General features: G+C 68.6%; 17 protein-coding genes, 3 tRNA genes and 2 pseudogenes. 9 read left to right on the top strand and 13 right to left on the bottom strand.

Features of this window, described 5'->3' with window-relative positions:
- Nucleotides 1-18: 18 nt before the first annotated feature.
- The 3 genes from ACFV6H_RS20555 to ACFV6H_RS20545 all read right to left on the bottom strand — a co-directional run bounded on the left by ACFV6H_RS20555 (nucleotide 19) and on the right by ACFV6H_RS20545 (nucleotide 1945).
- A complete protein-coding gene (locus ACFV6H_RS20555) occupies nucleotides 19-927 on the bottom strand; it encodes a DUF2797 domain-containing protein (protein WP_385543984.1) in 909 nt (302 codons plus the stop codon).
- A 138-nt stretch (nucleotides 928-1065) separates the two neighbouring features.
- Entirely contained in the window at nucleotides 1066-1491 is a 426-nt protein-coding gene (locus tag ACFV6H_RS20550; protein ID WP_385543981.1) for an ATP-binding protein, read from the bottom strand.
- A 46-nt stretch (nucleotides 1492-1537) separates the two neighbouring features.
- Nucleotides 1538-1945 carry an NUDIX hydrolase gene (locus ACFV6H_RS20545; RefSeq protein ID WP_384983752.1) on the bottom strand — a complete coding sequence of 136 codons (408 nt, stop codon included), beginning with the start codon at nucleotides 1943-1945 and terminating at the stop codon, nucleotides 1538-1540.
- Between the two features lie 116 nt (nucleotides 1946-2061).
- On the opposite strand from ACFV6H_RS20545, the gene ACFV6H_RS20540 reads away from it, so the two are divergent.
- The 4 genes from ACFV6H_RS20540 (at nucleotide 2062) to ACFV6H_RS20525 (ending at nucleotide 5976) form a co-directional block, all read left to right on the top strand.
- On the top strand, nucleotides 2062-2850 hold the full coding sequence (locus ACFV6H_RS20540) for a GntR family transcriptional regulator (protein WP_385543978.1): 789 nt from the start codon (nucleotides 2062-2064) through the stop codon (nucleotides 2848-2850).
- 329 nt (nucleotides 2851-3179) lie between these two features.
- Nucleotides 3180-3779, top strand: a complete 600-nt coding sequence (locus ACFV6H_RS20535; RefSeq protein ID WP_385543975.1) for a helix-turn-helix domain-containing protein — start codon at nucleotides 3180-3182, stop codon at nucleotides 3777-3779.
- Between the two features lie 105 nt (nucleotides 3780-3884).
- On the top strand, nucleotides 3885-4817 hold the full coding sequence (locus tag ACFV6H_RS20530; protein WP_385543973.1) for a hypothetical protein: 933 nt from the start codon (nucleotides 3885-3887) through the stop codon (nucleotides 4815-4817).
- A 490-nt stretch (nucleotides 4818-5307) separates the two neighbouring features.
- A complete protein-coding gene (locus ACFV6H_RS20525; RefSeq protein ID WP_385544429.1) occupies nucleotides 5308-5976 on the top strand; it encodes a nuclease-related domain-containing protein in 669 nt (222 codons plus the stop codon).
- Nucleotides 5977-5982: 6 nt separating this feature from the next.
- Here ACFV6H_RS20525 and ACFV6H_RS20520 read toward each other — a convergent pair.
- Nucleotides 5983-6675: pseudogene (locus tag ACFV6H_RS20520) on the bottom strand (GntR family transcriptional regulator); the annotation flags it as partial.
- A gap of 45 nt (nucleotides 6676-6720) precedes the next feature.
- On the opposite strand from ACFV6H_RS20520, the gene ACFV6H_RS20515 reads away from it, so the two are divergent.
- Nucleotides 6721-7095: a hypothetical protein gene (locus ACFV6H_RS20515; protein WP_385543970.1), complete on the top strand. Its 375-nt coding sequence runs from the start codon at nucleotides 6721-6723 to the stop codon at nucleotides 7093-7095.
- Nucleotides 7053-7472: pseudogene (locus ACFV6H_RS20510) on the top strand (plasmid transfer protein); the annotation flags it as partial. The gene ACFV6H_RS20515 and the pseudogene ACFV6H_RS20510, both read left to right, overlap by 43 nt.
- 160 nt (nucleotides 7473-7632) lie before the next feature.
- Here ACFV6H_RS20510 and ACFV6H_RS20505 read toward each other — a convergent pair.
- Both ACFV6H_RS20505 and ACFV6H_RS20500 read right to left on the bottom strand, forming a co-directional pair.
- Nucleotides 7633-7705: transfer RNA gene (locus ACFV6H_RS20505), tRNA-Arg, on the bottom strand.
- 172 nt (nucleotides 7706-7877) lie between these two features.
- Nucleotides 7878-7968, bottom strand: a tRNA-Ser gene (locus tag ACFV6H_RS20500).
- Nucleotides 7969-8161: 193 nt separating this feature from the next.
- Between ACFV6H_RS20500 and ACFV6H_RS20495 the strand changes: the two genes are divergently transcribed.
- Both ACFV6H_RS20495 and ACFV6H_RS20490 read left to right on the top strand, forming a co-directional pair.
- Nucleotides 8162-8665: an SSI family serine proteinase inhibitor gene (locus ACFV6H_RS20495; protein WP_385543968.1), complete on the top strand. Its 504-nt coding sequence runs from the start codon at nucleotides 8162-8164 to the stop codon at nucleotides 8663-8665.
- A 324-nt stretch (nucleotides 8666-8989) separates the two neighbouring features.
- A complete protein-coding gene (locus tag ACFV6H_RS20490; RefSeq protein ID WP_385543965.1) occupies nucleotides 8990-13705 on the top strand; it encodes a PAS domain-containing protein in 4716 nt (1571 codons plus the stop codon).
- 140 nt (nucleotides 13706-13845) lie between these two features.
- On the opposite strand, the gene ACFV6H_RS20485 is transcribed toward ACFV6H_RS20490, so the two are convergent.
- The 3 genes from ACFV6H_RS20485 to ACFV6H_RS20475 all read right to left on the bottom strand — a co-directional run bounded on the left by ACFV6H_RS20485 (nucleotide 13846) and on the right by ACFV6H_RS20475 (nucleotide 17113).
- Complete coding sequence (locus tag ACFV6H_RS20485; RefSeq protein WP_385543962.1) at nucleotides 13846-15534, bottom strand: long-chain fatty acid--CoA ligase; 1689 nt, start codon at nucleotides 15532-15534, stop codon at nucleotides 13846-13848.
- A gap of 192 nt (nucleotides 15535-15726) precedes the next feature.
- Nucleotides 15727-16407 (bottom strand): SigE family RNA polymerase sigma factor, encoded by a 681-nt coding sequence (locus tag ACFV6H_RS20480; protein WP_385543959.1) that lies wholly within the window; start codon nucleotides 16405-16407, stop codon nucleotides 15727-15729.
- 394 nt (nucleotides 16408-16801) lie between these two features.
- Nucleotides 16802-17113: a hypothetical protein gene (locus tag ACFV6H_RS20475; RefSeq protein ID WP_384780009.1), complete on the bottom strand. Its 312-nt coding sequence runs from the start codon at nucleotides 17111-17113 to the stop codon at nucleotides 16802-16804.
- Nucleotides 17114-17471: 358 nt separating this feature from the next.
- Between ACFV6H_RS20475 and ACFV6H_RS20470 the strand changes: the two genes are divergently transcribed.
- Nucleotides 17472-18524 (top strand): bifunctional DNA primase/polymerase, encoded by a 1053-nt coding sequence (locus ACFV6H_RS20470; protein ID WP_385543956.1) that lies wholly within the window; start codon nucleotides 17472-17474, stop codon nucleotides 18522-18524.
- Between the two features lie 49 nt (nucleotides 18525-18573).
- Here the strand turns inward: ACFV6H_RS20470 and ACFV6H_RS20465 are convergent, their stop codons facing one another.
- The 4 genes from ACFV6H_RS20465 to ACFV6H_RS20450 all read right to left on the bottom strand — a co-directional run bounded on the left by ACFV6H_RS20465 (nucleotide 18574) and on the right by ACFV6H_RS20450 (nucleotide 22404).
- Nucleotides 18574-19152: a histone deacetylase gene (locus ACFV6H_RS20465; protein WP_385543954.1), complete on the bottom strand. Its 579-nt coding sequence runs from the start codon at nucleotides 19150-19152 to the stop codon at nucleotides 18574-18576.
- A gap of 275 nt (nucleotides 19153-19427) precedes the next feature.
- The gene (locus tag ACFV6H_RS20460; RefSeq protein ID WP_384983401.1) at nucleotides 19428-20252 is read right to left on the bottom strand and encodes a hypothetical protein; all 825 of its coding nucleotides are present in this window, start codon (nucleotides 20250-20252) and stop codon (nucleotides 19428-19430) included.
- A gap of 435 nt (nucleotides 20253-20687) precedes the next feature.
- Nucleotides 20688-20774 (bottom strand) — tRNA-Ser (locus ACFV6H_RS20455).
- A gap of 28 nt (nucleotides 20775-20802) precedes the next feature.
- Nucleotides 20803-22404 (bottom strand): trypsin-like peptidase domain-containing protein, encoded by a 1602-nt coding sequence (locus tag ACFV6H_RS20450; protein WP_385543951.1) that lies wholly within the window; start codon nucleotides 22402-22404, stop codon nucleotides 20803-20805.
- Between the last annotated feature and the right edge of the window lie 41 nt (nucleotides 22405-22445).

Here is a 22445-nt window from a genome sequence, read left to right as displayed (position 1 = left end):
ACGAGCTCAGAGACGAGCTCAGAACAGCCCATCCTGCACATCTCCGCCGGACAGCTCACGCACGGGTACGGTGATCGCGCCACCGCTCGTCTCCGTACCGTCTCCCTCCTCCGGACCGATGAGCTCCCAGCCGGTCATCAGCCGGGTGTCGAGGACCACGAGCCCGCCGTCCGCCGTGGCGAGATGCAGATCGGGCCCGGCGGCGGCGACCAGCCGTCCCGCGACCTGCCCGCCGTCCACCAGCTCGCTCACCACGCCCGTGGCCGGCGCCAGCCCGTCCAGCCCGAACACTCCGGCGTGGTCCACCGCCGTGAACGCCACCCGCTCCAGCGACTGCGGCCATCCCTCCAGCGCGACCGCCCGCCCGTACAACTCCTCGATCTCGGCGGTCCGTTCCGCCCTCGGCGGCAGCGCGGACCGTACGGCGCGCTTGCGCGCGTACGGGATACGGTCCGGCACGCCCAGCGCCGTACGCAGCAACTCCTCGGTCCGCCGCGCCGCCATCAGCGGCCCACGCCCGAGCCAGCAGAACACCACGGCGCCCTGCTCCAGCAACCGCGCCGGCCCTCGCTCCTCGGCCGTGATCCCGACCTTCGCCATCCCTGGCCCGAACCACGCGAGATAGACGCGAAAGGTCCGCGGATCATCGGCGACGGTATCGGCGGCCACGGAATGCGCCCGGTCCAGCCGCGCGCACTCGGCACACAGCCCGCCGGTACTCCGCGCCCCGAGCACCGCGCCCAACGGACACACATTCCCCCGCGCCCCCAGACACCCCCGTACCCCAACAACCCGAAACCCCAGCTCAAGCCCCCGCCCAAGCCCTCTCTCCCGCCGCTCGCCGCCCTTCCCCCAAACCAGCCCAACCCCAAGCTCGCCCCACCGAACCCCCCGACAAACCCAGCCCCCACGACGCCACCCACTCACCACCACAACGCTCCTCCCGACACCCCGGCCCCGGCCCCGGCCACAGTCCGGCCGAACCGTCCATCCCCAGTCAACCGCCCCAACACACGGAGCGTGAGCGCCAACGGGCAGGAGAGGACCGTGGCAGCCTGTCCGAGATCACCAGGCACAGCCTGTGAAACGGGCAGTGAGGAGTTCCGCGGTGACCGTGTGGCCCTGGCCGTTGTTGTGGATCGTGACGCCGTGGGCAAGCGTGCGGATCATGTCGAGTCCACGGCCGCGTAAGGCGTCCTCGTTGGCGTAAGTAATTGTTGGCGCGGTGTCGGCGTTCCCGGCGTCTGTGACGGAGATGGCGATGACGTGGTTGGAGAGGGCAAGGGCGACATGGAAGACGCCGACGTCGGTGCCGCTGGCTGTGTGGAGAAGGGCGTTCGTGCCCAGTTCGCTCACGATCAGGGCCACGTCGTCGGCTTGGGGGTGGCCGGTGAGGACGTCGTGGGTCCATCGCCGGGCCCGGCTGATCTCTTCGCGGAAACCTGGGCACGTCAGCCCCCAGACCCGCACCCTGCTCATATACTCGTGCATACAAGTTCCCTTACGCTGATGGTCGGCGATGGAGCGGTGGTCGGTGCTAGATGAGTTTCACGCCGTCGTGCGCCCGCACGGCGGGTGGCGACACCGCGTCCAAGGCGTCCAGGACGCGGATCGCGTACGCCTCGTCGGCAAGTTCGGTGACTTCTTCGCGGGTGACCCAGCGCAGCGCACGGGTCTCTTCCCCGGTGGATGGCGTGCCGTCGGCGGCCTCGCAGCGGAAGACGAGCGAGACGATCAGGCCCGTCATGTTCTTGTAGACACCGGTCAGCGAAGCGGGAAGGGCGATCTTGACGCCGGTCTCCTCCAGCACCTCCCGCTGGAGAGCGTCGGGGAGGGTCTCCCCGGCCTCGACCACACCGCCGGGAGGCTCCCAGTGACCGTTGTCGCGTCGCTTGATCAGCAGAGCCCGCCCCCGCTGATCCACGATTACCCCTGCGACGCTCACGGAGTGGGGGCGTTCGACTGTGGTCACGCTCTGCGTTCCTCTTCCGTTCGGCTGGCTAGGCTTCTCACCGTAGCAACAAGACTCAGCCGCTTGTCTAGATATCTAAAGGAGTACATGTGGTCGCCCTCCCTTCGGGTCTGCTCGGCTCGCTGGACCCGACGAGCGATCGGGCCGTCTTCCGGCAGATCGCCGACCAACTGCGGGAAGCCATCAGCCGAGGAAGTTTCACCGAGGGGTCCAAGCTGCCTTCGGAATCGGAGCTGGTCGAGCATTTCGGCGTCTCCCGTATGACCGTGCGCAACGCGTTCTCGATGCTCCAGAGCGAAGGGCTGGTCTCCGCCGAACACGGCAAGGGCGTCTTCGTCCGGCCGCGTCCGCGTGTGCGTCGTCTGGCCTCCGACAGATTCGCCCGGCGCCACCGCGAAAAGGGCAAGTCCGCCTTCATCGTCGAGGCCGACGCCGTCGGCAGCCGCCCGGAGGTGGACAACCTGGAGATCAAGGAGGAGCGCCCGAGCCCGGACATCTCCACTCGACTGGGAGCCCCACGGCGGGTACTGGTCCGGCGTCGCCGTTATCTGCTGGACGGTCATCCCGTGGAGTTCGCCGTGTCGTACCTACCGCTCGACCTGGCCCGTGACACCCCGATCGCCCAGCCCAACCCGGGCCCCGGCGGTATCTATGCCCGGCTCGAAGAACTCGGCCACACACTCGACCACTTCGAGGAGGAAATCCGCGCCCGGATGCCCTCGCCCCAGGAGATCAAGACGCTCCAGCTCGCCTCCGGAGTGCCCGTGATCCACCTGATCCGCACCGCGTACGACACCAAGGGCCGCGCGGTGGAGGTCTGCGACACGGTCATGGCCGCCGACGCCTACGTCCTGAACTACCACCTGCCGGCCACGTGACCAACGCCCTTGGGCACGCGCACTGTCAGTGCAGCGTGCGGCCCGCTTGGCGGCGCACTCTCAAAGTCCACAAGTCCACCCGAAGGTGGCACAGCCCAACCGCACCGGCAATGCAAGAGGCCCCTCAGGTTTCTCTGAGAGGCCTCTTGACTGTGTGCACTCGGCAGGATTCGAACCTGCAACCTTCTGATCCGTAGCTCAGTGCAGCTCGTTCGCCGACGGTCGTACCGGCTGCGCTACGGCCCCAGAGGGACGCTACCGGCCGGGGACGGGTGCTGTGGTTGCTGTATTTCGCTGCTGTACAGCAGACCCGAGACTACCCTTCAGTCGTGCCTACTGCGTCTGATGATGTGAAGCGACTGCTAGCCGAACCAGAGGGTCAGCAGCTGGAGTTCAAGATCGGTAATGTGAAGCCGGAAGTGATCGCTCAAATCATCTCCGCCTTCGCCAACTCGGGTGGTGGCACCATCGTCTTCGGCGTCAGGGACGACAAGCCAATGCCAGATCGCCTCATCGGCATTGATGAAGCTCGGTACACCCACGCGATGCGTCGAGCCATGCAGATGGTGACCCCGGCCCCTACCGTCACGACTGAGGTTGTCTCCGTTGACGGCAAGTCCTTCGGCGTGGTCGAGGTGGAGCCACTGTCCGGCAGCCTTGTCCAGGCCATGGGGCAAGCGTTCTTTCGCGAAGGTGATCGCAACTCGCGAGCCACCGCCGACCGCATCATGCAAAGCCTGCCTGTACAACCTAAAGACCCCGAGCTGCTTGCAGAGGTGCAGGGGCTAGCAGCGGCGATCGCATCGCAAACACTCACTGTTGAGGAACTCCGGGCGGCGCAGGGCTGGAAAGCGCAGCTCCCTCTGATGCTCCTTAATGGCATCATTGGTGCCATTTTGGGTGTGCTTGCGACGATACTCATTACCTGACCTGCCAGAGTCACGGCGGCCGGTGACGTGACGCTGCAATTCCCAACGCACGTCACATACAGCCACTATCATCGGTAAGCGCACGAGTACGTGAAGGGGTGGGGCATGACTGATACAGAGTGGCGACCTTTCTATGCTCGCCTTTCAGAGGAGGGCGCCTCCAGTTTTGTCAGGCTGAATGAAGGTGTCCCTGAGTGGTTGAAAGAGTCTCTCTGGGCGTGGCTTTCAGCAAGGATGAAGCGTTACGAGCGCGAGCAACCTAGCAGTTTCCGCAGCGGCTCTAGAGGCTACTACACGCCGAGCACTGATAAAATCCGCCGCGCTGAAAGGGTGGCGCGAATTTCGTCCGGATGGACCGGTGCTGGCGGCTATCACGATGATCGCGCGAAAGGCCTTTCTGCTCTCCGGAAAGCTCTCTATGAGGATGAAAATGCATTTCTGACAGTTGTGGACTTGGAGCTTTCGGAGCTGGAGCCCGCAGGTGAGTCATGCGAAAGGTTGGAGTACCTCCTTGAAGAGTCGGCGTCATCTTGGCGCGTAGGCGTTGTGGCTGGCCGTCCCGGCTTGGTAGCCCGCATCGACAAGACAGTACAGTTGGCGGCGGAAAGCAGCGAGGGCCTCGATGCCAGGGCTGGCAGGCTCTTGGCAGATGCTTGGAAACATGCCTTCTCCATGCATCGTGACCCATCTTCGGCTTACAGGTATGCCGTGCGTGCAGTGGAGGCGGCTGCGGGACCGGTCCTGTCCCCAAAGGACTCACTTCCAACGCTGGGGAAAATGATTTCTGCACTCCGCAGCAAGCCCGAGAAATGGAACTTTTCGTTCAAGGTTGACTCGGCTGTCGAGCCTAAGTCGGTGCTTCTATCGATGCTGCAAATGCTGTGGACCAATGAATACACGAGGCACGTTGACCCAGATGTGAACGCTCCATTGCATGTGTCGCAGAGAGAGGCAGAAAGTGCTGTTGTATTGGCCCTGACCTTGGTGAACTGGTTCGCTTCCGGGGCTATCTCCGAAGTAAACGCCCTTAGCCGGTGACGGGTTTTTGACGCTCTCGCCTTAATCCACACCTACCCCAGCTCCCATCCCGTCCGCCGTCGACCCACACACCGTGGAGCGAACGTGGTCCATGGCGTCCAGGTGGAGCGCGCCACTGTACGAACGACCTGGACGCCATGGACCACGTCTACTCGGCTCTGCCTGGGTCGACGGTGGACGGGATGGGAGATCCCCGCGCACGCCCCTAAGGACCCGCAGTCGGCGCCGGCGCCCCCTCCATCCCGGTGCCGGCTCCCCCGCCGGAGGCATTGTCTTGACCACAGGCCGCACTCTGCGGTGATCGACTCATGGCCACCGGCCCTATCCACAGTGGGCGCGCGTCGGCGCAGCGTGCGCGGAGCGGGCCGAAGGCAGGAGCGCAGCGCGCAGCGGAGCCGGGAAGCGCGCCCGGCGGAGCGGAGCGCAGCCGGGTCCCTTGATGAGGTAGAGAAACCTGTAACAACCCGATGGCTAGATCGCCTTCTTGGCAATGCCGTTCCGCCGTGGTGCCCTGGGCATAGCTGCTGATGTTGGGGGCGGAGTGAACGCGACAGACGATCTAGCGTTGAACCGGCCGGGAGATGCCGTGCGGCGTAAGCTCGTGGAACTCCAGCCCAACCCGTTCAAGCGGGCCTTTGGGCGTAGGCGAGCCAGTTCAGAACTGAGTAGCTGGGCGAGTGGCTTAATTGGGGAGCGCGTCACAGGTAGACGGGTCAACCGGCTTCGCCGACGGGGCTGGTACGTGCTCCACGCGGTTCAATGGCCTAGCGGATCAGACATAGACCACCTGGTCATCGGCCCACCCGGCGTTTTCACCATCAACTCCAAGCGTCACAAAGGCAAGTCAGTCTGGTACGGCGACAACGCCACCACTGTGAACCGCACCCCTACTCCCCACATCACCATCAGTCAGTCCGAGGCGCGGCGCGTGGCTCGGCTTCTCTCTCGCCACTGCGGGTTCGCGGTACCGGTTCGCCCCGTCATCGCAGTTGTCCACGCAGCCGCGATCAAGGTGAAGAATGCTGCTCCACCCGTGTTGGTGGTCCCGGCCAAGGAAGTGGATCGCGCTTTGATGGGGCTCTCCCCGACCCTTGGTTCAGCTCAAGTCGAAGCGGTTTATGCCGTCGCTCGCAATGCGCGCAACTGGCACGGCGGCTGATGTCCCTCACGCGTCGAAGTCGTACTCCAGGATGTACGAGGCAGAGTCCAGCGTCATCTCATTGACTTCTACGGCGCGTCCCTCTTCGGAGAACGCAGTGCGGCAGATCAGGATCACCGGCGTCCCTGTCGCAAGGCCAAGCTGGTCCGCTTCGGATGAAGACAGCATTCGGGAACGGATCTCCTCTCAGAAGTGAACGGGCTTGAACCCCAACTCGGCAAGGCGGGCGTAAGTACCACCCGGGCCGGTGTCTTCCTGGGTGATGGGTGATCCCGCAACCAGACTGGCGGGCAAGTATGACGTGGCCAGCAGTATGGGTTTACCGTCCAAGACAAACCGGCGGCTTCGAACCCACGTGGCTTCGCCTGGGTCGATCCCCAGAACTGTGGCGATGCGTTCCGGCGCGGCCTCCTCGGTGACCCTCATCTGATCAACAACCAAGGTGCGATCGTCAGTGTCCGCCGACCAGATCGAGCGGCCTTCCCCCCACTGGGACTGGGCCAGCCTTTGGATGCCCTTGTGCCTGAGCGGGCGGAAGGTGCGTGCGAAGACCCCGGCGCCCTTTCGGGACTCCGTCAGACCCTCGCTCTGCAAAACACTGAGGGCCTGCCTTGCGGTCATGCGCGCTACCTCGAAGGTGGCCATGAGGTCGTTCTCGCCCGGCAGTCGATCACCTGGGCCGTACTCACCTGCCTGGATGAGAGGTTGCCCGCCGGGGCGGCCCCACAAGGAGGGGACATCTCCATGCCGTCTTTCAAGATTGATGTTTCGACCGCTGTGGTGTTCGTGGCGACTGCGCCGACGCCGAAGCTCGTGAGTAAGCAGGCCGGGGAGCGGGCCGTGGACCGGGAGACCGGTACGGGGCTCTCGACGGTGGGCCTGCTGATCTCGGATGAGGGTGAGGGGAACCTCTACCAGGTGACCGTGCCGGAGACGGGTCTCCCGGAGAACCTGGCCCCGGGCACGCCGGTGTCGGTCATCGGCCTGCGGGCGCGGGACTGGGCGAACACCTTCAACGGGCAGACACGCCACGGGATCAGCTTCCGCAGTCGCCATCACAGCCGGTGTCTGACGCCATGTCGGACCTCGTCACGGTGGTGGAGGCGACCGGAGCCATAGCGGCTGCTGGTGGTCTCGGCTACGCCAAGTACGGGGCGCCTCGAGTGTACTGGTCGCTGGTGGGCCTGCCGGTCACCCGGGTCCGTTTCCAGGCCACGTACCGCTCGACGATGGATGTGTGCGGGCTGACGGTGCAGCCATCCCGCCTGCGGGCGTTCATGGTCCGTAACGTGGCGCGCCGCCCGGATGTGCAGCCGGTCCCGCCGCAGGTCCGCCGCGTGCGGGGTTCCTCGACGGGGATGCGGGTTACGCTCCGGCTTCCCGCCGGCCTGGAGCCCGCCGACATCGCCGCCGCGTCACACGTCTGCGGCACGCCTGGGGCGTCCACTCCGTCAACGTCGTGGAGACGAAGCCGGGTGGTGCAGCTGCGGATGACGATGGAGGTCTACGCCGAATCGAGCAAAGAGGAAGTTCGTGCCGCAATCGGCAAGCTGTCGGACGCCATGGGCGGTACCGGCTGACGCGGTTGCTGTACTTCGCTGCTGTACGGCACGACGAAGCCCCTCCGGAATGATCCTGAGGGGCCTCTGGGCTGTGTGCACTCGGCAGGATTCGAACCTGCAACCTTCTGATCCGTAGTCAGATGCTCTATCCGTTAAGCTACGAGTGCTTGGCGTTCCGGGGTTTTTCTTGCCGGTCGGCGTTGCGGGAACAACATTACATGACCTGTGGCGCCAGGTGAAATCCATTGTCCGCACCCTGCCTGACCTGCGGAAACGCTTGAACAGGGCAGGAACGGCCGAAGCCCCGGCCGGGTGGACGGGGCTTCGGTGATCGATGCGCGGAGGCGGAGGGATTTGAACCCTCGATGGGCTTTAAGGCCCAAACCGCATTAGCAGTGCGGCGCCATAGACCGGACTAGGCGACGCCTCCAGCACACCCGCGCGGGCGCGAGTGGTGCGTGCAGATGATGACACAGCCAGGTGGGGTGTCACCAATCGCTCCTCACGGTACTAGGCAGGTGGGGCCCAGAGCAAAGCCCTTACGGGTGCGCAACGCCGGAGCTTGACGCGCGTTAGAGATGTCGGGGCGCCGTCCCCGGATCCGTAACCCGTCAGGAGCTTCCATGCTGCGTCGCCTCGTCCTCACCGCCGCCGCCACCGTGGCCGCGTCCGCCGCCGTGCTGGGTGCCCTCGCACCCGCCGCCTTCGCCGGTCCTTCCGCCCGCGCCTCCGCCGGACCCGTCGCCGTACCGGACCTCCCCCTCCCTCAGCCCACGCTGCCGCCGCTGACGGCACCCTCGGACCAGTTCACCGTCACCGTGGCGGGCAGCGGGACCGCGGCGGCCGACGGAACGTTCAAACTGACGTGCGGGCCGGCGGGCGGTACGCATCCCCGGGCGCGGGCCGCCTGCGACCGGCTGGCCGAGCTCTCCGGCGAAGGCCGGGACCCGTTCGCGCCCGTGGCCCCAGACGCCATGTGCACCATGCAGCACGGCGGCGACGCCACCGCCCGTATCACCGGCACCTGGCACGGCCACCGCGTCAACGCCTCCTTCAGCCGGAAGAACGGCTGCGAGATCGCCCGCTGGCGCACGCTGGAGCCCGTCCTCCCGAGCGCCCGGCTGTAAACCTCAAACCTCTTCGCTGTTGTCGGTGTCCTCAGCCGCCCGTCGCCGGTCACCGGCCCCCTGTCGCCCGTTCCCGCTGGTCCCGGCCGTCCCCGCCCGAGCCGTCCCAGCTCCGTGACCGGACGATGACACTCAGCAAGGTCCTGTCCGGGCGGAGGCCATTCCGGGGCCATTCGCACACAACCCTCATCAAGGCTCCGGCTCATCCGCCGCCGCGGTCACCTCCCCAGCCCTTAGACTCCCTCCAGTGACATGCCGGGACCCGAGAGGCAAGATGGGTGCGGCCGTCAGCAAGGTGCAGTGGTTCAGGGAGGAAGCGTCGTCGTGAGCAGCAGGCCATCCCGAGGCGCTGCTCGCCTCGCGGCGATACTCGACGCACTCCCTGACGGCTTGGTGCTCGTCAACGCCAACGGCACGGTCGTCAACGCCAACACCATCGCGCTGGAGATGTTCGAGACGCCCGGCACGGCGCTCGTCGGCCGCGGGCTGCTCGATCTGCTGCCCGAGTTCGACTCCAAGCTGATCCCCGGCTCGATGCGCCGTCCCGACGCCGCCGACGCGCGCGGCCGTACGAAACCGACGCGCATGATCGCGCGGCGCACGGACGGCAGCGAGTTCCCGGCCGAGGTCACCAGCGCGAGCCTGGAGGACGGCAGGGACGCGTACAACGACTCGCACAGCTACACCGGCGACGAGCTGCTGATGCTGGTCGTACGGGATCTCTCCGGCACCATGGACACCGAGGCCGAGCTGGCCCGCTCCCAGCGGCAGACCGAGATGATCCTGCGGGCCGCCTCGGAGGGCGTCGTCGGTACGGACACCGAGGGCCGGGTCGTCCTCGTCAATCCCGCCGCCGCCCAGATCCTCGGCTTCCGCGCCAGCGACCTCGGCGGCCATCAGCTCCATCCGTTGATCCTGCACTCGCGCGCGGACGGCGAGCCGTTCCCGTACGAGGACTCACCGCTCGCCGACACGCTCAGGTCGGGACGGAAGCACCGGGTGCGCGGACAGGTCCTGTGGGCGAAGAACGGCAAGCAGGTGCCGGTCGATCTGACGACCGCGCCGGTACGGGACGGCGACCAGCTCGTCGGCGCCGTGATGACCTTCACCGACCGCCGTCCGTTCGACGAGCTCACCAAGCAGCATGCCACCGAACTGACGGAGGCGACGGAGCGGCACACGGCCGAGCTGACCGCCACGACCGACCGTCTCACCGCCGAACTGACCGGTACGAGGGACCGCCTCACCGGCGAGCTGGCGGAGGCGAACGAACGCCACGCGGCCGAGCTGGCGGACCGCAGCGACCGGTACGCCGCCGAGATCGAGGAGCTGACGGAGCGGTACGGAGACCTGGCCGGCCGGCACTCCCAGCTCACCGCCGTACTCGGCGAATCGCTGCGCGGCCCGCTGGAGGAGCTGCGCGGCGAACTGGGCACGCTCGCCGCCGACCCGGCCGGCCAGCTCTGGCCCGAGGCGAACCAGATCCTGCACCATCTGGCCGCCGGTTACGCCCGGATGACGACGCTCGTGGACAACGTCCTCGGCTACCAGCGGCTCGACGCCGGCACGGAACAGCTCGTCAAGACGAACGCCCTGCTCGACGGGGTCGTCGCGGCCGGTGTGGAGGGCGCGATCGAGCTGATCGGGCCCGGCCGGGCGCAGTTCGCGGTGCATGCCCCGCCGATCGAGGCCGAGGTGGACGCGGCGCGGCTGGCGACGGCGCTGGCGCATCTCGTCGCCGATGTGGCCGGTGTCGACTCGACGGGCCGGGCCCGGCTGGTGCCGGGCGGTGGATATGTCGACTCGACGATCGTGGTGGCCGCGGCGCAGCGCGGTGATGTCGTACGGATCGAGGTACGCGGACCGTTCGCCGGTGGCGATCCGGTACATGAACCGATTGTCCGAGGGATCGTACGAGCACACGGTGGCGTGTTGCAGACGCACGAGATGCCGGGCCTGGGCGGCAGCGCGTACGTACTGGAGCTGCCGCTGGGAGAGGGCTCGGGTACGGTTCCGCCGCCCGCGCCGGTGGCGGCATCTGCATCGGCATCGGCATCGGCATCGGCGGACGCCCAGTCCGCGCCCGGGCTGCCCGTACAGCAGGGACCTGGGACGCAGCAGGCTCCCGGGACTTCGGGCGGCGGCAGGCGGCGGGCGCGGCGGTCGTCCACGGACGCGTTCCTGGAAGGTCCGGGCGAGGACGCCGGGGAGCCCACGGGACGACGGCGTGCGCGCGCGGCCGAGAGCGGGGCTCCGGGAGCGGCGGCTGGAAGCACCGGGACCGCCGGTGGGGCCGCTGTTGCCGGTGGGGCCGCTGTTGAAGGACAGCAAAGACAGCAGGGACAACACGGACAGCAGGGGCAGCAAGGGCTGATCCCGGCGCAGGATGCCGGCGGGACCGGTGGCGGTGGTACGGGACGTCGACGCGGGCGGCCCAGCCCGGCCGAGGACGCCTCGGCCGGCGGCGCGGCGGGCGTGGCGCCCACCGCAGGTCCGGGTACGGCACCGGGCGCCGGCGTGGCCGTCGGGTCGGCCGTGGCACTGCCCGCTGCCGCGCCCTCCGAAGGGTCGGTCGTCACGGCCGCCGAGGGCGCTCATCCGACGGGCCGGGCGGCGCTCGGCCAGGCCGTACCGCCGCAGGGTGTGCCGGTGGATGCCGCGGCGGCGGGTACGGGACGCCGGGCGCGGCACGGCGGGCAGAGGGCGCTTCCGGCGCTTCCCTCCGGTCCCTCGGGCGCTTCCAGTTCCTCCGGCTCCGGCTCCGGACCTGTGGCGCCAGCACCAGCGCCCGCGCCTGCGGTCGGTCCGGGCCCGGGCAGGGTGGAGTCCGTGGCATCGCCCACTCCTATGCCGGCTTCCGCGCCGTTCGCGCCACCTGCACCACCCGCCGCACAGCCCGCGCCGACGGCGCCAGTCGTACCCGCGGCCCAGGCTCCGGCTCCGATCCCGTCTCCGGCTCCGATGCCCGCGCCGCTGCCTCCCGTACAGCAGGTTCCCGGACAGTCGGTCCCCGGGCATCAGGTTCCCGGGCAGCAGGCCCCTGGGCAGCATGTCCCCGCCGGCGCCTCCGGAGCGCAGCAGCCCGCAGGACGGCGTGCCCGGCGTGCTCTGGCCCCCGCGCAAGAACGGCATACGGAACGGCCCGCCGCACCCGCGGAGTCCGAGGGCGCCCGCAGCGCCTTCGCCCTGCCGCCCGCCGCCGCCGACCGCGCTCCGTCGCCCGTCCCGGCCCCTTCCCCGACAGCACCGAGCAGGCCGACCACCCGCGCTCAGGACGCCTCGCTCCCGGGCCGCCACGACGCCGTACGTACGCAACCGGACGCCGACCACACCCCGCCGCAGGCGCACCCGCTGCCCTCGGGACGGCGCCGTGGCGCTACGGACACCCAGCACCCGGCGCCACCCACCTGGCCCGAGAGCGCCGGAGGCATCGGGAGCGCCGGGAGCCCCGGAGACACGGCCGGTCGTACGAGCAGCGGCACCGGCGCCATGCCCGTCGACCCGAACGGCTGGGGGAGCCCCGGACTCGCCATGCCCGGACAGGCCGCGCCCGGACAAACGGCTGCCGGCCAGGGCACGGACCTCGCGTCCAACGGGCAGGGCATGCCCACCACTTCGGGCTTCGGCATGATGACCGGACCTCCGGGCTGGCCCGACGACCCACGTACCTCCGCGAACGCGGACGGCCGCACGGGCGCCGACACGGTCGGCCACACAGGCAGCATGCCGTCCGCCCAGACACCGCAGGCGGCCCCGGGCGCTCCCGTACCGACCGCCCCGGGTGTTCCGGGTGCCCCGGGCACTCCAGGTGCTCCGGGCGAGTCCGCCGTCGCAGATCCTCGGCGTGGCGCTCATCAACCGCTGCCGCCCGCGCTTCCTCTCCCCGAGGAGACTCCGGTCTCGCCGGACTCCACCCAGGGCCGCGCCTTCAGCGTGCGCACACTCGGCCAGGGCGTGCCCTTCGCACACCAGCCGCCCCAGCCCCACCAGCCGCCTCAGCCTCACCAGCCACAGGGCCAGACCACCCAAAGCCAGGGCTCGGGCCAGTCCCTCGGCTCGGGACGGCGCCGTAAGCTCGGCACGCCGCCCGCCGACACCGACGACCGCTCCGCGAGCGCGTCGCCGAACTCGCCGCACCAGCCCCAGCCCGGCTCCCCCCAGGGCAACTCGCGGATGCCCTCCGCCCATCCCGAAGGCCGGTCGTACGCGATCGGCGCACCCGACGAGGGCGCCGAGGGCCCCGAGCCGCTCGACGGTCCCGGCGGCGCGGTCGAGGTAGCCAACCGCCCTCAGCCACGGCCCGTCGACGACGAACTCCCTCCCGAGCCGCTCGACAATCCACGCCGGCTGCTGGTCTGGCCCGCGCCGGACGTCTCCACCCAGCAGGCGCTCAGCGACCGCGGCTACCGCCCGGTGGTCGTGCACTCCCGCGAGGAGGTCGACGCCCAGATCGCCGCGTTCCCGGCCGCGCTCTTCGTCGACCCGCTGACCGGACCGATCACCCGTACCGCCCTCCAGTCGCTGCGCCAGGCCGCGGTCGCCGCCGAGGTTCCCGTACTGGTGACGGCCGGTCTGGGCCAGGCGACCCGGGAAGCGGCGTACGGCGCCGACCCGGCCGTACTCCTCAAAGCCCTGGCCCCGCGCGACAGCGAACAGCATCCGTCGCGCGTGCTGCTGATCGAGGAGCACGTGGAGATCGCGCTCGCGCTGACGGCCACGCTGGAGCGGCGCGGTATGCAGGTCGCGCGCGCGGGCACCGACGACGAGGCGGTCGCCCTCGCCTCCCAGATGCGGCCGAACCTCGTGGTCATGGACCTGATGCAGGTACGGCGGCAACGCGCGGGCATCATCGACTGGCTGCGGGCGAACGGTCAGTTGAACCGGACTCCTCTCGTCATCTACACCTCGGCGGGAATCGACCGCGCGGAACTGCCTCGGCTCGCGTCCGGCGAGACCGTACTGTTCCTCGCGGAGCGCTCCACCAGCACCGAGGTGCAGTCCCGGATCGTCGACCTCCTCGCGAAGATCGGTACGAACTGAAGACTGGTACGACCTGAAGACGGGTACGACCTCAAAGCTGGTACACCCTCCAGGCTGGTACGAACTGAAGATCGGTACGAACCAGGCCGCGCCCGCGTTCAAACCTCTGAACCCGAGTTACGTCTGAACCGGAGTGACGCCTAAACCCGAGTGACGTCCAGCTCGCCGTCCGCGTACTGCCTGCGGATCACCTTCTTGTCGAACTTCCCGACGCTCGTCTTCGGCACCGCCGGCACCACCGCCCACCGCTCGGGAAGCTGCCACTTAGCGATCTTCCCGGCGAGAAACTCCTTCAGCGCCGCGTAATCGGGCGACGCGCCGTCCCTGAGGACGATCGTCGCGAGTGGCCGCTCGCCCCACTTCTCGTCCGGTACGGCCACGACCGCCGCCTCCGCCACCTCCGGATGGGCCATCAGCGCGTTCTCCAGCTCCACGCTGGAGATCCACTCGCCGCCGGACTTGATGACGTCCTTGGCGCGGTCGGTGAGCGTGAGGAAGCCGTCCGGGCTGATGACTCCGACATCGCCCGTGCGCAGCCAGCCGTCGGGGCTGAACTTGTCCTCGGGCCTGATCGGTTCGTTTCCCGCGCCGCCGTAGTAGGCGCCCGCGATCCATGGGCCGCGTACCTCCAGCTCACCGGCCGATTCGCCGTCCCATGGCAGGAAGTCGCCATCGGGCCCGGCGAGACGGGCCTCGACGCCGGCCGGGAAACGGCCCTGGGTAATGCGGTACGGCCACTCCTCGTCGGCGGTGAGTCCGGCGGGCGGGTTGGACATCGTGCCGAGCGGCGACGTCTCCGTCATGCCCCAGGCGTGACAGAGCCGTACGCCGAGCTTGTCGTACGCCTCCATCAGCGACGGCGGACAGGCGGAACCGCCGATGGTGACGCGTGCCATGGAGGTGAGATCGCGCGGGCGCGCGGTGACCTCGGCGAGCAGTCCCTGCCAGATGCTGGGGACGGCGGCGGCGTGCGTGGGCCGCTCACGTTCGATCATCTCGGCGAGCGGACCGGGCTGGAGGAAGCGGTCGGGCATCAGCATGTTCACGCCGGCCATAAAGGTGGCGTGGGGCAGGCCCCAGGCGTTCACATGAAATTGCGGTACGACAATCAGGGTGGTGTCCCTGTCCGACAGTCCCATCGACTCCGTCATATTGACCTGCATGGAGTGCAGATAGATCGAACGGTGCGAGTAGACGACGCCCTTGGGATCCCCGGTGGTGCCGGAGGTGTAGCACATGGCCGCGGCGGTCCGCTCGTCCAGCTCGGGCCAGTCGAACGTGGTGGGACGGCCGGCGATCAGCTCCTCGTACTCATGCACACGCACCCGCACCCGTGCGGACGCGCCGTCGGGCAGCGGACCGTCGAGCAGGGCGCCGTCGAGCAACGCCCGGTCGCCGGGACCGGAGACGACGACATGCTCGACGGTCGGGAGGTGAGGAAGGAGCGGCGCGAGGAGCGGCAGCAGCGAGCCGTTCACGAACAGCACGCGGTCGGCCGCGTGGTTGACGATCCAGACGAGCTGCTCGGGCGGGAGCCGGAGGTTGAGGGTGTGGAGGATCGCGCCCATGGAAGGGATCGCGAGATAGGCCTCGACGTGTTCGGCGTTGTTCCACATCAGCGTGGCGACACGCTCGTCGCCGCCGACGCCGAGTTCATCGCGCAGGGCGTTGGCGAGCCGTGTCGCGCGCTCGCCGACCTCTGCGAAGCTACGGCGCTCCGGCTCGGGCCCGCCGGTCCAGGTCGTGACGTGTGACGCTCCATGGATGGTCATCCCATGGTGCAGGATGCGGCTCACAGTCAGCGGTACGTCCTGCATGGTGCTCAGCACGGCGTCCTCCCGGTGGGCGCTAGCGCTCCGTCGCGCTAAGGGTTGCGGAGATTCTGCGCACGTACCGTGCGGTATGTCACTACCCGGGAGCAGAAACGGCGAGGTCTGTAGGTCTGTTGTCGGCGGACCGGTACGGAGGCAACGTCTGACCGGGACCTCAGCGAACCGGGATGTCAGGGGACTGAGGCAGCATCAGCGAACCGGGGAAAGATCCGGGTCCTCGCGGAGTTTGCCGAGCGCACGGGACACCGCGCTCTTGACCGTCCCGATCGAGACTCCGAGCACCTCGGCGGTCTGGGCCTCGCTGAGGTCCTCGTAGTAGCGGAGGACCACCATCGCCCGCTGGCGGTCGGGCAGTTTCATCACCGCGCGCCACATGGCGTCATGCAGCACCTGCTGGTCGGCGGGATCCGGCTCCGGCAGGCCCGCGGGTTCGGGCAGTTCCTCGCAGGCGAACTCGTCGACCTTGCGCTTGCGCCACTGCGAGGTACGGGTGTTGAGCAGGGCGCGGCGGACATAACCGTCCAGGGCCCGGTGGTCCTCGATGCGGTCCCAGGCGACATACGTCTTGGTGAGGGCCGTCTGCAACAGGTCCTCGGCGTCGCACGGGTTGGAGGTGAGGGAACGGGCCGTCCTCAGCAGCACGGGCCCCCGCGCCCGTACGTACGAGGAGAACGACGCGTAGGCCGGACGGGCCGGGTGGCTCGGGTGGGTCTGGTGGGCCTGGTGGCTCGGTTGGGCGGGATGCGGCGCGTACGGTACGGCCGACGCGTACGGCGCGGCGGGCACGGACGGCGGCACGTGATGTACGTACGGCGCGTGCGGAGCCGGTTTGGCGGCCGTGGAGGCGCTCGTGCAGACAGGCGTGGTCATGGCTCCACGCTAGGAGTGAGCCCTGCCTCGGGGGATCGGCCCCAGGTCCCGAAGAGATGTCCGCCTCAGGGTGTAGGGGTGGTGTCAGCTCCACCTCCTGAAGGTGGAGGAGGGATGAGGGAGACCATCAGGGTCACCCCGGGCACGGGACGAATGCGGCTACGGACGCGGGACGAGCACGGCTGCGGACGCGGCGACGAACACGGCACGAGCAGCCGGACCCGCAGCACGAACACAACCCGGACAGCCGGGCAGCCGGACGCCGGACAGTTGGACAGTTGGACAGTTGGACAGCAAAGTGTGCGCGCGCCGCCCCACAACGGACTGCGCGACGGCACCGAAGTGCCGCCGCGCAGAACATCACCCCTCGGTCACACCCCCGTCGGGCCCTATGTCACCAGTGGCGGGCGAAGTTCACCGCGATGTTCTCGTTGGACTGGTCGATGGTCGTGAAGCCCGCACCGATCACGTTGGCCGTGTTGTTCTGGTTGGACGCGCCGGCACCGGTCGCCACCTGCTGCGTGGTCGTCGAGTTGCCGAAGTTGTGACCACCCACGCCACTGCCGACCAGCGTGGCGACGCTCGCATTCCACTCGTTGTCGGAGAAGGCGTCGTCGTCGGCCTGGGCCACGCCGGTGAAGAGCGCGGCGGCGAGGGGCAGGGCGGCGACAGCGGCAAAGGCACGAGCGGTACGGAAGCTTGCCATGTCAGTTCCTCCAGGAACGAAGTACGGGTGTTTCCAAGGCAGTTGGCCGACCGCCTCGGTCGTTGTGACGACGTCGCGACCTCAGAATTGCCCACCGAATCCCTCGCGAACCACCCCGGAGTCGCTGATTCCCTCGCAAGCGTGAGGACAAGTCGATAAACCCCTATGCGCTCCCAAATCCATGGTTCACCCCCAAGGTATCGACAAGTCCCCAAGGCCAGGGACAGCGAGCCGGCCTCCGTAAGCCGCTCCTCGGAAGAGGCGAATCGTTTCACCACGACCTCCTCAGAGCCTCCCGCCGAGGGCACGGTCGCCATCCCCTCTTCCCTTCTTCGAACGCTTGTACGAACATAGAAGCATGGCCACCACCGCCCGGCACCCCGCCACCCTGGCCCTCGCTCACGCGCTGTCCGCCGCCGAACGTGGGCTCCCCGTCATCCCTCTGTCCCCCACCAAGCTCCCGGCCCTGCGCTCGCCTCACCGCGACGAGCCCGAACGGATCCGCTGCCGCGGCGAGTGCGGGCTGCTGGGCCATGGCGTCCACGACGCCACCGCCGATCCCACCGGCGTACGCGCTCTCTTCGCCGCCGCGCCCTGGGCGACCGGTTACGGCATCGCCTGCGGGCGTCCGCCGCACCAGCTCATAGGCATCGATCTGGACGTCACCGCAGGGACGGGAGCGGGATCGGTATCAGGGCGGGCAGGACGGGCGCCAGGACCGGCGTTCGCCCCACCCTGGGACCTGACCGCAGCCCCGATCTCGGACCCGACCCCGAATCCGGTCTCGGACCCAACCCTCGGCTGGACTCCCGGCCGAACCCTCAGCCCGCCCCCGGACTCGATGGCCGCGCTCCAGCAGTTGGCCCTCCAGCATCTGTTCACGCTGCCGGAGACCGTGGTCGTCCTGACACCCAGCGGTGGCCGGCACATCTGGCTGACGGGCCCGCCGAACATCGTCGTGCCCAACTCCGCCGGCCGGCTCGCTCCCGGAATCGACGTACGCGGCGCCGGCGGCTATCTGGTCGGTCCCGGCGCGGTCACGGCGCGCGGCGCCTATCGGCTGGCGCCGGGTACGGAGGGCCTGGCGCCCGCACCCTGCCCTCGTGCGCTGCTGCGCCTGCTCACTCCTCCGGCCACGCCTCCGATCACGCCTCCGGTCGCGTCGTCGGCCCGCCCGAACCACCGCCGGGACCAGCCCGCGCGCGGCGACGGCCTGGTTCAGTTCGTACGAGCGGCACACGAAGGCCAGCGCAACACCCGGCTCTTCTGGGCCGCCTGCCGAGCATACGAACACGGCTTCGGTGACGCGCTCGTGGAGCCGCTGGTCGAGGCCGCCGTACGGACAGGGCTGGACGAACACGAGGCGCGCGCCACCATCGCCTCGGCGGCCCGCCTCACGGCACGCCCGTAACGCACGCGTCGTACAACAGCCGTACGACGGGGCCCGCCCTCCGCGCACCTCACCCCACGACGAGTTCAGCGATGTCACGAGCGGTCCACGCGCCGGCCGCACCGGGGCACGCGGCGATATAGCGCGCGACGGCAGGAAGATCCCAGGCGCCCGCCTCCAGCAACCCTCGGCACAGAACTTTGACGTAGGAGGCGGACGGCGTGTTCCAGCTCAGATCGCGCACACGCCATGGAGCGGTGAACGTAAGCACCGGCAGCCCGTCCATCGTCCCCGGGCATACGAGCGTTTCGTACCGCCCGCTCCCGAGCTCCGCCCTTCCCCGCCTCAGCACCTGCGACAGATTCAGATCGGCCCCGGGCTGTCGGTACATCTCCTGTGCGGCAATGTCCGAGAACTGCTCGGCGGACACCAGATGCGCCCTGGCGAATACCCGTCCCGAAGCCTCGGGATCGTAAAACGCCCTTCCGCCCGCCCACACCGGCGACTCGGTGGCGAAATACACAACTCCCTCAAGCTCCACCGGCACCGAAACCTCAGGCAATCTGCGGTCCCGACATCCCGGATACGCCCTGGCCGCGCCCGCCGGCCGACCGCCTGCGATATAGCAGGAGAATCGCGCCAGATCCATATTGGACCCGTACGCCACATACCAGACCCGCTTCGGCGACACTCCCGGAGCCTCACGAGTCCCACGCTCTCGAATTTCCCGGGGCCTGATCACTGACGCACCGATCGACGGGCCGACACAACGACAACCACCAGAACACCACGCCCCCACCTCACCAACGCACTCATTCCAACGCAAAGGCGCGACCCCAATCCGGAGCCGCGCCTTTTCACCTGCCAATACCTCTCGGACCTGCCCTACGGCCCCGCCCTGCGGACCTGCCCTGCCCCGGCGTGTCAGCCGGCGCGACGCGTCTTGACGCCGTCGACCTCGAAATCGTAGATGTTCTGATTGATCCGAAGACCGTCGACAGCGCCGATCCACATGAAGTCGCGGCCCTTGCCCACCGAGGCGGTGTAGATGGTCGGCCGCGGGCCGCCGTCGTTGAGCGAGGCCTTGAGCTGCGCGAAGGTGCACCTGGCGGCCTGGGTACAGGAGGTCTCGTTGCCCGTGAGATACCAGTAGCCGGTCGTGGTGGCATCGATGAACGGGCTCCACCGGTCCGTCACCGGCGCCGCATCCGGCACCCACACCATCGTGGAGTAGTTGTCGGCCGGATGCGCGCTCACATTCGGATCGATCTCGAACCGGATGTTCGGCATGTTCTCCGGGCCGCCGTAACCAATGTTCTCGTTGGTCTGGAAGACGCGGAAACCGACCTTCTTCAGGCCCAGCACCGGATCGCCGAAGAAGTCGACCTCGTTGCCGAAATCGACCTTCTCACTCGGAGGATTCAGCGAAGTGGAGTCGTCCGCTACCTCGATTCCCAGGCTGCCGCGCCCATAAGGCGGCCTGGCGGAGGGTCCCTGCACACCGAACGAGCCGAACGGGCCGTCCCTCAGAGCGGCGACGGGAGAGCCGATCGTGTTACGGGTGATCACGCCCCAGTGTTCTGAGCGAGATCGATTTCCGTCTGCGGCAGCAGACGCCGATCCTGGGACGGTCGAGGCGACGATCGCGGCCAGCGCCGCGACCGCAAGCGCCTTTGCCCGACTCACGCCAAAGCGAGCGTTCACACTCACTCCTTCCGGGTAGCTGAAAGGCCAGAAACGCGCCGGCACCCAGCCGACGCGACAGACGCCACCGTATCTGACCCTCAGTAGCCACACCGGCCACGACATACTCCCCACATATACGGCTATTCACGCCCTCAATGCTGTGACTAGCCTCAAATACTTTCACTCTCCGTATCAAAGCCACGGCCGCAACGCCGACCGGCGGGCAAGCACCGGACCGCCTACAGGCCGTTCGATCCCGGACAACGGCCCCCATACGACAAACCCAACCGACGTCCACCTCTCCCACACGGCCCGCTCGAATCAGCTCATCGACAAGGAGCTGAGCGACGACGGTACGGGGTGAACCTGGCCCACACATGGCCCACGCGCACTGTTCAACGCCGGGACTCAAGCGTCCGGGGTGAGACAGAGTAAACACAGAAGGCACGCCTCCATCCCGGAGACGCGCCCTCTGACCTGCTAGTTCTCTGACCTGGGCGGTGGGTGTGGGATTTGAACCCACGGTGACATCGCTGCCACGACGGTTTTCAAGACCGTTCCCTTAGGCCGCTCGGGCAACCCACCTTGCCTACGCGGGGAACAGCCTAGCTGGTTAGCTCTCGCCCTTGCGTTCGCCCAGGGTTACTTGGACCTTGGACTCCTTGCCGTCGCGGATGTAGGTGAGGGTGACCTTGTCGCCGGGCTTGTGGGTCCAGATCTGGCCGATCAGGGTGGGGCCGCTGTCGATCGGGGTGTCGTTGAACTTGGTGATGACGTCGCCCGCCTTGAGGCCGGCCTTGGCGGCCGGGCCGTTCGGGGTGATGGCCGGGGTGCCGCCTTCGCCCTGGGGCGAGATGGTGGCGCCCTCGCCGCCCTCGGTCATCGTGACCGTGGCACCGATCAGCGGGTAGACCGGCTGGCCCGTCTCGATGAGCTGTTCGGCGACGTTCTTCGCCTGGTTGATCGGGATGGCGAAGCCGAGGCCGATGGAGCCCGCCTGGGACTGGCCCAGGCCGCCACTGCCCGCCGACTGGATGGCCGAGTTGATGCCGATGACCGCACCGCGGGCGTCCAGCAGAGGGCCGCCGGAGTTGCCCGGGTTGATGGAGGCGTCGGTCTGGAGGGCGCTCATGTACGAGTTGCTGGCGCCGGAACCGTCACCCGAGGCGACCGGGCGGTTCTTGGCGCTGATGATGCCCGTGGTCACGGTGTTGGAGAGGCCGAAGGGAGCGCCGATGGCGATCGTCGAATCGCCGACCGCGACCTGGTCGGAGTTGGCGAGCGGGAGCGGCGTCAGACCTGGGGGCGCCTTCTTGAGCTTCACCACCGCCACGTCGTAGCCCTCGGCCCGGCCGACGACCTCGGCGTCGTACTTGTCGCCGTTCGAGAACGTCGCGGTCAGGTCACCGCCGTTCGCCGCGGAGGCCACCACATGGTTGTTGGTGAGGATGTGGCCTTCCTTGTCGTAGACGAAGCCGGTGCCCGTACCGCCCTCGCCGTTGCCGCCCTGCGCCTCGATGGTGACCACGCTCGGCAGCGACTTCGCGGCCACCGCCGCGACCGTGCCGGACTCGCGCTTGACGTCCTTAGGAGCGTCCGCCGCGGCGACCGTCGTCGAACCGGCCCCGCCGTCGTCGTTGCGCTCCGAGGCCCAGTAGCCGACTCCGCCGCCGATACCGCCCGCGATCAGCGCGGCAGCGAGCACCGCGGTGATCAGCCCGCCCTGGCGCCTGCGCGCCGGCCGGGGCTCCTGGCCGGGCTCCGGGGCGCCCCACTGCGGGCCGCCGCCACCGCCACCGCCGCCTGCGGAACCGGAACCGTCCCCGCCGCCTCCGTAGGAGGCGTACGACGGGATTACGGGCGGAGGCGGGGGCCAGCCGGCGTCCGCCGCGTGCCCCGACTCGGGAGCGGCCTTCGGGCCGCCCGCGGAGTCACCACCCGGCGCCCCACCGGGCGTCCCATCCTGATGGCCCGCCTGCGGATGGCCCGCCTGCGCGCCCGCGCCCGGCTGTGCATCCGCGCCCGCCTGCGCGCCCCCGTGCTGTCCGTCCTCGTACGCGCCCCCCTGCGAGCCTGTCCGCGGGTCCGCCTGCGCCGTCGGCTCCTGCCAGGCCTCTCGCGGACCGGACGCGGGTGTGCCCTGGGGAGCGGCATCCGGCACGGGAGGTACGGACGGGCCGCCGGGGGCCGCAGTGCCCTCGTTCTCAGTGCTCACAGCTCTTTCTCCTCGGGTCCACATCAGTCTTCGGCAAAAGT

This window comes from Streptomyces sp. NPDC059743, assembly GCF_042732975.1.
GTDB lineage: Bacteria > Actinomycetota > Actinomycetes > Streptomycetales > Streptomycetaceae > Streptomyces.
Note: the sequence above shows the minus strand (reverse complement) of the source record. Positions and strands in the feature narration are given on the sequence as shown.